Origin of the sequence: Streptomyces sp. NBC_00236 (genome assembly GCF_036195045.1) — a bacterium.
Classification (GTDB): domain Bacteria; phylum Actinomycetota; class Actinomycetes; order Streptomycetales; family Streptomycetaceae; genus Streptomyces.
This window is the reverse complement of the sequence record NZ_CP108100.1, coordinates 6,882,572-6,893,922: the sequence shown is the minus strand read 5'-3', so window position 1 is coordinate 6,893,922 and position 11,351 is coordinate 6,882,572. Positions and strand designations below refer to the sequence as shown.

General features: G+C 73.7%; 9 protein-coding genes. 1 reads left to right on the top strand and 8 read right to left on the bottom strand.

The genetic code is table 11. The annotated features are described in order from the left end of the window. Positions 1 to 266 precede the first annotated feature (266 nt). A complete protein-coding gene (locus tag OG446_RS30755) occupies positions 267 to 1,733 on the top strand; it encodes an aminopeptidase P family protein (RefSeq protein WP_328897059.1) in 1,467 nt (488 codons plus the stop codon). An 81-nt stretch (positions 1,734 to 1,814) separates the two neighbouring features. Here the strand turns inward: OG446_RS30755 and OG446_RS30750 are convergent, their stop codons facing one another. From OG446_RS30750 to OG446_RS30715, 8 genes are all read right to left on the bottom strand, one after another. Then, positions 1,815 to 2,483: a GntR family transcriptional regulator gene (locus OG446_RS30750; protein WP_328897058.1), complete on the bottom strand. Its 669-nt coding sequence runs from the start codon at positions 2,481 to 2,483 to the stop codon at positions 1,815 to 1,817. A gap of 69 nt (positions 2,484 to 2,552) precedes the next feature. Beyond that, positions 2,553 to 3,554 (bottom strand): proline racemase family protein, encoded by a 1,002-nt coding sequence (locus OG446_RS30745; RefSeq protein WP_328897057.1) that lies wholly within the window; start codon positions 3,552 to 3,554, stop codon positions 2,553 to 2,555. Positions 3,555 to 3,659: 105 nt separating this feature from the next. Next, on the bottom strand, positions 3,660 to 4,568 hold the full coding sequence (locus OG446_RS30740) for a dihydrodipicolinate synthase family protein (protein ID WP_328897056.1): 909 nt from the start codon (positions 4,566 to 4,568) through the stop codon (positions 3,660 to 3,662). Between the two features lie 65 nt (positions 4,569 to 4,633). Then, positions 4,634 to 6,088 (bottom strand): FAD/NAD(P)-dependent oxidoreductase, encoded by a 1,455-nt coding sequence (locus tag OG446_RS30735; RefSeq protein WP_328897055.1) that lies wholly within the window; start codon positions 6,086 to 6,088, stop codon positions 4,634 to 4,636. Further along, positions 6,069 to 6,407, bottom strand: a complete 339-nt coding sequence (locus OG446_RS30730; protein ID WP_328897054.1) for a (2Fe-2S)-binding protein — start codon at positions 6,405 to 6,407, stop codon at positions 6,069 to 6,071. Before OG446_RS30730 ends, OG446_RS30735 begins: the two co-directional genes overlap by 20 nt. A gap of 82 nt (positions 6,408 to 6,489) precedes the next feature. Then, positions 6,490 to 7,665: an NAD(P)/FAD-dependent oxidoreductase gene (locus tag OG446_RS30725; protein ID WP_328897053.1), complete on the bottom strand. Its 1,176-nt coding sequence runs from the start codon at positions 7,663 to 7,665 to the stop codon at positions 6,490 to 6,492. 87 nt (positions 7,666 to 7,752) lie between these two features. Next, positions 7,753 to 9,495 carry a pyruvate dehydrogenase gene (locus tag OG446_RS30720; protein WP_328897052.1) on the bottom strand — a complete coding sequence of 581 codons (1,743 nt, stop codon included), beginning with the start codon at positions 9,493 to 9,495 and terminating at the stop codon, positions 7,753 to 7,755. 113 nt (positions 9,496 to 9,608) lie between these two features. Continuing rightward, entirely contained in the window at positions 9,609 to 11,303 is a 1,695-nt protein-coding gene (locus OG446_RS30715; RefSeq protein ID WP_328897051.1) for a protein phosphatase 2C domain-containing protein, read from the bottom strand. Positions 11,304 to 11,351: the final 48 nt, after the last annotated feature.

The following is an 11,351-nucleotide window of genomic DNA, read 5'->3' as shown; positions in this document are numbered from 1 at the left end:
GGGGCCGGAGGGCCGGCCCATGAACCGGCCCATGACAGCCGGTCCTTCAACCGGCCCATGACAGTCGGTCCTTGAACCAACCCATGACAGTCGGGTCCATGAATCCGACTGATGACATGAGCACGACCTCAACCGCGGCCGTCTGTACAATGGCACATGTCACATGTTCTTTGGAAGGCGCTGGGCGCACATTCATCTGCGCGCCAACTCCCGTCCGCAGCGCTCTGCTTGCGGGCGATTCCGCTTCAGCCCGAGGAGTTCCGCCCGTGACCGAGCCCCTGCTTCGCCCGCACACCGGCCGCCACGACCTGCCGGTGTCGCCGGCCCTGGACACCTTCATGCGTACGGGCTGGGCCAAGGCCCCGCGCCCCGACGACGCCCGCGTCCCCGCCCACGCCCTCACACCGGCCCGCCGCGCCCGCGTCGCCGCACGGTTCCCGGGCGAACGGCTCGTCATCCCGTCGGGCTCCCCCGCCGTCCCGTCCCTCGACGCGGACCACCGCTTCCGTCCGCACTCCTCGTACGCCTGGCTCACCGGCCTCACCGGCGACGACCAGGCCGGCCATGTACTGGTCCTGGAACCGGACGGCGACGCGCGCCACGAGGCGGTCCTGTACATGAGGCCCGGCTCGCCCCGCAGCGGCCAGGACTTCCACCGCGACCGCGCGCACGGGGAGTTCTGGGTGGGCCGCAGACCGGACCTGGCCGAGGCCGCCGCGCTCACCGGCATCCGGTGCGAGCACCGGGACGCCTGGGACAAGCTGTTGACGGGCAGTCAGCCCCCGACCCGGGTCCTCACCGGCGTGGACCCGTCCGTCGACGCCTGGCTCGGGGACGCCCGCCGGCTGCCCGCCGTCCGGTCCGCACCCGCCGGGCTCGACGCGGTGATCGATGAGCTCAGACTCGTCAAGGACTCATGGGAGCAGTCCCAGTTGCAGCGTGCCGTCGACGCGACGGCCACCGGATTCGAGGACGTCGTCCGCTGCCTCCCGGAGGCGATCGCCGACCCGCGGGGAGAGCGCCGGGTGGAAGGAGTCTTCGCGCTGCGGGCCCGGATCGAGGGCAACGGCCCCGGCTTCCCGACCGTCGCGGCCGCCGGCGACCACGCGTGCGTGCTGCGCCGGACCCGCAACGACGGCCCGCTGGAGCGCGGCCGGCTGCTGCTGCTGGACGCGGGCGTGGCGGCCGATTCCCTCTACACGGCCGACATCACCCGCACGATCCCGCTGTCCGGCGCCTTCACCCCCGTCCAGCGCTCCGTGTACGAACTGGTCCTGGCCGCACAGGATGCGGGCATCGCCGCGCTGCGGCCGGGCGCCCGCTTCCACGACTTCCACCACGCGGCGATGCGGGTCATCGCCGAGGGCCTGCACGACTGGGGCGTGCTCGCGGTCCCCGCGGACGAGGCACTCGCCCCCGAGAACGGACTCCACCGCCGCTACACCCTGTGCGGCAGCGGCCACATGCTCGGTATGGACGTCCACGACTGCGCGCGGGCCCGAGCCCGGATCTATCGGGACGGGGCCCTGGAGGCGGGGCAGGTGCTGACCGTGGGCCCGGGGCTGTACCTCCGGCCGGACGACGAGACACTGCCGCGCTCGCTCCGGGGCAACGGCGTCAGGATCGAGGACGACCTCGTCATCACCGGGGACGGCGCCCGCCTCATGTCGTCCGCGCTCCCCCGCACGCCGGACGCCGTCGAGGACTGGATGGCGGGGCTGCTGGACGGCTGAGCACGCGAAGGCTGCCACCCCCGGGCAGGAGGTGGCAGCCGCCGTCGCACCGACTCAGGGCTTCAGTCGCCGTCGCACGGCTCAGGGCTTCTTCTCGGCCCACAGCGAGCGGACATGCGACATGTGCGCGAGCATGCAGGCCTCGGCCCCCGGAGCGTCCCCGGCGACCACCAGATCGAGCAGCTGCACGTGCTCCTGCGCAGAGGCGATCAACTGGCCGGACTCGGCAAGGCGGTTGAGCCCGAAGAGCCGGGAGCGCTTGCGCAGTTCGCCGACCTCCTCGACCAGCCGGCGGTTCCCGGCCAGCGCCAGCAGGGCGAGGTGGAAGCGGCGGTCCGCCTCCAGGTAGCCGAGGATGTCGTGCCGCCGCGCGGCCTCGACGATCTCCAGCGCGACGGGCCGCAACGCCTCCAACTCCTGCGTGAGGCCCATCCGGGCGATCCGGCCCACGGTGGGAACCTCGATCATGGCGCGGAGTTCGGTGAAGTCGTCCAGGTCCTGCTCGGTGAGTTCGGTGATCCGGAAGCCCTTGTTGCGGACGGCCTCGACCAGGCCCTCCCGGGCCAGGTCGAGCATCGCCTCACGGACGGGCGTCGCGGACACCCCGAACTCGGAGGCGAGCGCGGGCGCGGAGTAGACCGTCCCGGGCTTCAGTTCGCCGGAGATGAGCGCCGCCCGCAGCGCGTGCGCCACCTGGTCGCGCAGATGCTCCTGCGCCGAGATCACGTTGAGCGACGTCAGGCGGGCCATGTCTGTTCCTCCAGGACCGTGCGGAGCCCAAGAATACAATGTGACGTTGTCCGCCCCGGACCCGACGGGTCACAGCAGGAACCCCTCGGGGAACGGGTCGGCCGGGTCAAGGAAGTACTGCGCGGTCCCGGTGATCCAGGCGCGCCCCGTGACGGTGGGCACGACGGCGGGCAGCGGCCCGACGGTGGTCTCGGCGACGAGCCGGCCGGTGAACTCCGTGCCGATGAAGGACTCGTTGACGAAGTCGGTGTTCAGGGCGAGTTCGCCGCGTGCGTGCAGCTGGGCCATGCGCGCGGAGGTTCCGGTGCCGCACGGCGAGCGGTCGAACCAGCCGGGGTGGATGGCCATGGCGTGCCGGGAGCGGGCGGCGTCCGAACCGGGGGCGATCAGCTGGACGTGCTTGAGTCCGTGGATGGCGGGGTCGAGCGGGTGGACGGGGCGGTCGGTGGCGTTGACCGCGTCCATCAGGGCGAGCCCGGCGGCCAGCAGCTCGTCCTTGCGGGACCGGTCGAACGGCAGGCCCAGGTCGTCCAGGTGGACCATCGCGTAGAAGTTGCCGCCGTACGCGAGGTCGTACGGCACGGTGCCGTGCCCGGGGACCTTCACGGTGAGCCCGAGTCCGGCGCTGAAGGCAGGCACGTTGGTGAGCGTGACGGAGGTGGCGGCGCCGTCCTCCACCCGGACGTCGACGCTCACCAGTCCGGCGGGGGTGTCCAGCCGCACGGTGGTGACCGGCTCGGTGACCTCCACCATGCCGGTCTCCACCAGGACGGTGGCCACCCCGATGGTGCCGTGGCCGCACATCGGCAGGCAGCCGGAGACCTCCATGAACAGGACCCCGAAGTCGGCGTCGGGGCGCGTCGGCGGCTGGAGCACGGCCCCGCTCATGGCGGCGTGGCCGCGCGGCTCGTACATCAGCAGGGTGCGCACCGCGTCCCGGTGCGCCATGAAGTGGGCGCGGCGCTCGGCCATGGTGGCGCCGGGCAGCGTACCGATGCCGCCGGTGATCACCCGGGTCGGCATGCCCTCGGTGTGCGAGTCGACGGCGTGGAAGATGTGACGCGTGCGCAAGGGTCCCCCTCGGTCGTCCGGCCGGTCCGGGACGACGCTCCGGCCGGCCGGTGTCTGCTGTGGCGATGGGTGGTGCGGGAGGTTCGGACGGGCACTGCGAGTGGTTCAGTCGAGGCCCTCGGCGAGGGCCTTCTCGGTGGCCGCGCGCACGGCGGCCAGGGAAGCGGCGTCGAGCGGTGTGCGCGGCGGCCGGGTGGGGCCGCCGTGCCGGCCGACGATGTCCATCGACGCCTTGATGGCCTGGACGAACTCCGGCTTGGAGTCCCAGCGCAGCAGCGGGTGCAGCCGCCGGTACAGCGGCAGCGCCGTCTCCAGGTCCCCGGACACGGCGGCCCGGTACAGCGCGACACAGCCGGCGGGCAGCATGTTGGGGCAGCCCGCGATCCAGCCGACGGCCCCGGCGAGCGCGAGCTCCAGCAGCACGTCGTCGGCGCCGACCAGGAGGTCGAGCCCCGGTGCCTCCTCGGCGATCTCGTAGGCCCTGCGGACGTCGCCGCTGAACTCCTTGACGGCGACGACCGAACCCTCCGCGTGGAGCTGGGCGAGCAGCCGCGGCGTCAGGTCCACCTTGGTGTCGTACGGGTTGTTGTACGCGACGACCGGCAGGCCCGCCGACGCGACCTCCGCGTAGTGCGCGCGGACCGCCGTGTCGTCGCAGGCGTATCCGTTGGGCGGCAGCAACAGGACGGAGCCGGCGCCCGCCTCGGCGGCCTGCTCGGCGCGGCGCCGCGACTGGGTGCTGTCGTACGCGGAGACGCCCGGCATCACCCTGGCCCCGTCCCCGGCCGCCTCGACCGCGACGCGCACGACCTGGTCACGCTCCTGGTCCGTGAGCGTCTGGTACTCCCCCAGTGAGCCGTTGGGCACCACCCCGTCGCAGCCTGCGGCAACGAGGTCGTGCACATGTGCGGCGTACGCGTCGAAGTCGATGGACCGGTCCTCGCGCAGGGTGAGCGGAGTGGCGACCATGACGCCCCGCCAGGGGCTGGTGCGTGCAGGGGTGTTCGTGGACATGAAGACTCCTTGAGAGATGCGGCGAGGGGAAGAGGAGGGCGATGGTGTGGGCGCGTCGCGCGTGCTCACGTGTCCTCGGGGCGGTCGGCACGGGCGAGTACGGACAGGGGGACCGGGCAGGCGAGCGGCCGGCGAGCGGGCGCCCCGGTGTCGGCGGCGCAGCCGGCGAGTTCCCGCACGGCGAAACCGCAGGTCCGGCCCTGGCACCAGCCCATTCCGGCCCGGGTGAGGAGCTTGACCGTGCGGCTGTCCCCGGCGCCGAGTTCCCCGACGGCGGTGCGGATCGCGCCCGTGGTGACCTCCTCGCACCGGCAGACCTCGGTGTCGGCCGCCGTCCAGTCGGTCCAGCCCGGCCCGGGACGGTGGACGGCGCCCATGAGTGCGGCGAACGCGCGCATCCGGTTCCGGGACCGGAGCAGCGCCGCCGTACGGGCCGAGCCCGGGCCGCCGCGGGCGTCCGCGATCACGGAGCGGGCGGCCAGTTCGCCCTCGGTCAGGGCGAGACGGACGCCGCCGATGCCGCCGGTCTCGCCGGCGGCCCAGACTCCGGGCACGGTGGTGCGCAGTTCGTCGTCGAGCTCCAGCGCTGCCGAACCGTCCGCGCCGCACCGGGTGGTGCAGCCGATCCCCACCGCGAGGTCGAGTTGGGGCACCAGACCGTGCCCGACGGCCAGGACGTCGCAGTCGATGCGGCGCCCGGTCCCGGGCAGCGGGCGCCAGTCGCGGTCCAGCCGGCTGACCGTGACACCCTCCACCCGGTCGGTGCCGTGCACGGCAGTGACCGCCCGGTGCGTCAGCGGCCGGATCCGGTGGCGGGCCAGCGCGGCGCCATGGCGGGCGCCCTCCGCGAGCCGGCCGGGGTTGGCGGCCAGCACCAGTGGTGACCGCCCGTACGCCCCGTAGCCGGAGGCCTCGATCAGGGCGGGGACCCGGGCGCCCGCCCTGGCGAGGGAGACGGCGACGGCCTGCAGCAGGGGTCCGCTGCCGGCGACGACGATGCGGCGGCCCGGCAGCACCAGGCCCGACTTCAGCATGGCCTGTGCCCCGGCCGCTCCGACGACACCGGGCAGGGTCCAGCCCGGGAACGGGAGTTGGCGCTCGTGGGAGCCGGCCGCGATCAGCAGGCGGCGTGCGTCGAGGGCGGTGGCTCCGTCGCGTCCGTCGGGCCCGGTGACCGCGTGCAGGGTCCAGTCCGCCCCGCTCCGCTCGACGGCCCAGACATGGTGTCCGGTGAGGTGGCGGATCCGGCCCGCCGTGCGGTGGCGGTCGAGCCGCGCGGTGAGCGCGGCGAACTCCGCCCAGCCGTGGTGCAGCGCTTCGGGGCGGGTGGCGCCGAGGCCGGGCGCGGGGGCGCGGTAGTACTGGCCACCCGGTGCGTCCGCGGCGTCGAGCAGGACCACGTCGAGTCCGCCGTCGGCCGCGGTGACGGCGGCGGCAAGACCTGCGGGTCCGGCGCCCACGACGGCGAGTTCGGTGCGCTCCGGCCGGGCGGCGGGCCGGTCAGCGGACGGGGCCGGCATGTCCGTCCCCTTCCTGCGGGGTGACGATGTCGCCGGGACGGGCGGGGAGCAGGCAGGCCCGTCGGTTGGGCTGCCCGTTGACCGTGGCCAGGCAGTCGAAGCAGGAGCCGATCCCGCAGAAGGCGCCGCGCGGCCGTCCGTTCACCCGGGTGGTGCGCCAGGTGAGGACGGAGGCGGCCCAGAGGGCGGCCGCGATGCTCTGGCCGGGCAGGGCCCGGACCGGTTGTCCGTCGAAGATGATCTCGAACGCGGGGCCGGGACCGGCTCCGGCCAGGGCGGCCGGGGTCCGTCCGGCCGTGCGTGTGCGGGGACGTCTCACCAGGGCTCCTGCTCAGTCGGCGGTCGGTCGTTCCGGACCGTCAGCGGGCATCTCGGGGGCGTACGGCATCACAGCGGCGGCCTCAGCCGCCGGGGCCGGGGCGGGACGCCGCGTCGAACCGGTCCGGGCGGAACGGCTCCGGGTCCAGGGCGGGTTCCTCCTCCCGGATCGCGGCGGTGACCAGCACGGCGGTGGCGGGTGCGAGTCCGATCCCCGCGCCCTCGTGACCGCAGGCGTGGAAGAGGCCGGGCACCCGTTGGTCGGGCCCGATCGCGGGGAGGTGGTCGGGCAGGTAGGGGCGGAAGCCGTGGTAGGTCCGCAGCACCCGGGCATCGGCCAGTACCGGGAAGAGCGCGGCCGCCGCCGCGGCCAGCCGGCTGACCACCGGAACGGACAACGTCCGGTCGAATCCCACCCGTTCGCGGCTGGCGCCGATGAGAACGGGCCCTGCCGGGGTGCCCTCCACCACGGGTGAGGTCTGCAGGGCGGCCGACGCGCTCGACACGTCGGCCACGTACTCCGCCGCGTACACCTTGTGCCGGATCAGCCGGGGCAGCGGCTCGGTCACCAGGACGAAGCCGCGTCGGGGAAGCACGGGCAGTTCCACGCCCGCCAGGGCCGCCAGTTCGCCGCCCCGTACGCCCGTCGCGTTGACCACCGCCGGGGCGAGCAGATCGCCCGCGGCGGTGCGTACGCCGCGCACCGCGCCGGTCGGTCCTCTCAGCACGGCCGTGACCGCCTGCCCGGGGTGGAGGCTCGCTCCGGCATCACGGGCCGCGCGGACGAGGTGGGCCGCCGCCAGGGCCGGCTGGACCTGGGCATCCTGCGGGTAGAGGAAGCCGCCGGCGAGGCCGGGCGCCAAGTGCGGTTCGAGTGAGCGCAGTTCGTCCGCCGCCACGGCGGTGGCCCGCACCCCTGCTGCCAGCTGTCCGGAGGCGGTCGCGGTCAGGGTGGCCAGCGACTCGGGGCTCGCCGCGACGACCAGGCCGCCCTTCTGCTCGAACTCGATGGCGTCGGGCAGCTCGTGCGCCAGCTCGCGCCAGAGCGCGGCGGACAGGAGCGCCAGGTCAAGCTCCGGGCCCGGCACCTTGTCGGAGACCAGGAGGTTGCCCTCCCCCGCTCCGGTGGTGCCGCCGGCGACCGGTCCGCCGTCCACCACCGCGACGACAAGTCCGGACCGGGCGGCGTAGTACGCGCAGGCGGCACCGACCACTCCGGCGCCGACGACGACCACGTCCAAAGGCTGTCTCGTGAACACGCCAGTAATATGTCACATTGCTCTGTGCGCGCCAAGGGGGCGTCAAAGACCTTCCCTTGACGCCCCGTCAGCTATCTGTCCCGGCTTCTAGGGACGGGGCACGTTGCGCAGGTTGGACCGGGCCATCTGGACCATCCGGCCCACGCCGCCGTCCAGCACGATCTTGCTGGCGGAGAGCGCGAAGCCGGTCACCATCTCGGCGCTGATCTTCGGCGGGATGGAGAGCGCGTTCGGGTCGGTGACGATGTCGACGAGGGCCGGACCCTTGTGCTTGAAGGCGTCCTTGAGGGCGCTCTCCAGCTGCTTGGGCTTCTCGACGCGGACGCCGTACGCCCCCGAGGCCCGCGCGACGGCCGCGAAGTCCGGGTTCTTGTTGGTCGTACCGAACGACGGCAGCCCGGCGACCAGCATCTCCAGCTCGACCATGCCCAGCGAGGAGTTGTTGAACAGAACGACCTTCACCGGCAGGTCGTACTGGACGAGGGTCAGGAAGTCCCCCATCAGCATCGTGAATCCGCCGTCCCCGGACATCGACACGACCTGCCGGTTCCGGTCGGTGAACTGGGCGCCGATGGCCTGCGGCAGCGCGTTCGCCATCGAGCCGTGGCTGAACGAACCGATCACCCTCCGCTTGCCGTTCGGCGTCAGATAGCGCGCCGCCCAGACGTTGCACATGCCGGTGTCGACGGTGAACACCGCGTCCTCGTCGGCGAGTTCGTCGAGGACAGAGGCGACGTACTCCGGATGGATCGGTACGTGCTTGTCGACCTTGCGGGTGTACGCGCTGATCACACCCTCCAGCGCGTCGGCGTGCTTCTTGAGCATCCGGTCGAGGAACTTGCGGTCGCTCTTGGCCTTCACCCGCGGCGTCAGACAGCGCAGTGTCTCGCGGACATCGCCCCAGACCGCGAGATCGAGCTTGGAGCGGCGGCCCAGGTGTTCGGGGCGCACATCGACCTGGACGATCTTCACGTCGGTGGGGAGGAAGGCGTTGTACGGGAAGTCCGTGCCGAGCAGGATCAGCAGATCGCACTCGTTCGTGGCCTCGTACGCGGCGCCGTAGCCGAGCAGCCCGCTCATGCCGACGTCGTACGGGTTGTCGTACTGGATCCACTCCTTGCCGCGCAGCGCGTGGCCCACCGGGGCCTTCACCCGCTCGGCGAACTCCATCACTTCGGCGTGCGCGCCCGCTGTGCCGCTGCCGCAGAACAGCGTCACCCGTTTGGCCTCGTCGACCATCCGGCAGAGCTTCTCGATCTCCGCGTCACCCGGGCGCACGGTGGGCCGCGAGGTGACCAGGGCGTGCTCGACGGACTTCTCCGGCGCGGGCTGAGAGGCGACGTCGCCCGGCATCGAGACGACGGCGACGCCGCCCCGGCCGATCGCGTGCTGGATCGCCGTCTGCAGCAGCCGCGGCATCTGCTGCGGGTTGGAGATCATCTCGTTGTAGTGGCTGCACTCCTGGAAGAGCAGCTCCGGATGAGTCTCCTGGAAGTAGCCGAGGCCGATCTCGCTCGACGGAATGTGCGAGGCGAGCGCGAGGACGGGGGCCATGGAGCGGTGGGCGTCGTAGAGGCCGTTGATGAGGTGCAGGTTGCCGGGTCCGCACGATCCGGCGCAGGCCGCCAGCTCGCCGGTGATCTGCGCCTCGGCACCCGCGGCGAACGCGGCCGTCTCCTCGTGCCGTACCTGGATCCAGTCGACGTCGGGGTTGCGGCGGATCGCGTCGACGACCGGGTTGAGACTGTCGCCGACCACCCCGTAGAGGCGTTTGACGCCCGCCCGGGCGAGGATGTCGACGAACTGCTCCGACACGTTCTGCTTGGCCATGGGTGCGCACTCCCTCTGCCTGTGCTCCGTGCACGATCGGCTGTCCGGATCCCGGGGCGCGAAACCCCCGCCGGACGGGTTCTCCGGAGTCCATCAACCCATGACCCGGGCGGTTACGCCTCCCAGACGCCGACCGCCGTCCGGTCGTCGGCGTATCCCTTGACCCGCAGCTGGGTGTCGGCCAGGAACTCCCCGAGGCCGGGAGCACCGGCCGGTGTCCAGCGCTCGGCGAGTTCCGCGGCGAGCGCCGGTTCGCCGCGCAACGGCTCGGCGAGGCCCGGGGTGCACAGCAACAGCGTGTCGCCCGGCCGGGCGACCGACGCACGGAAGCGGAACGGCTCGGCGGGCGGCGGGACCGGGTCCTCGATGTACGGGGGCGGGGCGGTGGTGACCCCCAGGTCCATGGTCAGCCGGTCGCCCCCGGGCCCGCTCTCGGGCACCGGCGACCCGAAGCCCACCACGGCCTCACCGGTGAGCGCGCCGGTTCGCGGCACGAGCGGTTCGAGGTCGTGCCAGCTGCCGTCCCGCAGCCGGAAGAGCCCGCCGCCGCCCACTCCGAAGAAGACCCGGGTGCGGCATTCGGGGTCGGCGGACAGCAGGAGGCAGCGCAGCCCCACCGTGTACTCGTGCGGTTCACGGCCGAGTTCGGCGGCGCGGGCACGCAGCTTGCCGTAACCGCGGTCGGTCAGCCGGTGGAGCCCGGACTTGAGGTCGCCCCGGCGGCCCGCCCTTATGTCGTCGGAGAGGCGGGCGTGGCTGCGTCCGACGGCTTCGGCGATCCAGCGGCAGGCGTCGGCCGCGGCCAGGTGCCCGCTCTCGGAGGACCGGGCACCGCCCGCGACGGCGACCAGGACGAGCGCACTCTCCGCGGTGCCGAACCGTGCGGTCAGCAGCGCGTCGCGCCGGGGTTCGCCCCGGAAGCGGGCGGAGTCGCCCCGCACGGAGGCGGCACGCAGGGTGTACGTGCCGTACCGGGCGCCGTCGAGCACGGTGTCGGCGACGAGGCCGTCCAGTTCGCGCGGGTCGCTCTCGGGCAGCGCGGTGGGCTCGGCGTCGTACGTGGGCGGGCGGGCGCCCACGTGGACGACCGGCGGGCGCGGAGCCGGCGCCTCGGCGGCGGGGGCCGGTTCCGGGACGGGTTCGGCCGGCGCGGTGTCATGGGTCCGCTCGACGACCGGGCGCCTGGGCAGCGGCGGCACGGCCTCGTCCGGCCGGTCCGGCCCGACGGGCGGCCGGACCGCGACGGTGGGCGCCTCGGCGGGCACCGGCGGCCCAGGAGGCGCGGGCGGCGTGGCGGGGGCCGATGGCGCGGCCTCCGGCTCCGCCGGTACCGGAAGGCTCTGGGCGATGCGGGGATCGGCGGGCGGCCGCTGGGGCTCCGGCGCGAGGGCCGGGGGTGGCGGCGGTGGCGGCGGAGCAACCGGGGCGGGAGTGGGGGCGGGGGGCGGAGGGGCGACCGGGGCCGGAGTGGGGGCGGGGGGTGGCGGGGGCGGGCCCGCGAAGGTGCGGGGCCGTGCCGGGCCGGCCGGTGGTTCCCACGGAGCACGTGCGATCACCTCGGACGGCGGGGCCGCGGGCGGGTCCGCCATTCGGGTGACCGCGGAGGCTGCCGTCCTCGGTTCGGGCACCGCGGCGGCGGTCCCGTACACCTCACCGCCGTCGGATCCCACCGCGCCCGACGCGGAGTCGAAGCGGTCGTCGAGACTGTCGGCGGCCTGGCTCGCCCCGGTGTCCGGTGCGGAATCGTCGTACAGCCTGCGCCACCAGTCGTCCTCATGGGCGGCGGGCTTCTCCCCCTGCTGACTCATGCCCTTATTGTCCACCGCGAGGGCCGTGCGAAAACGGGACATCCGGAA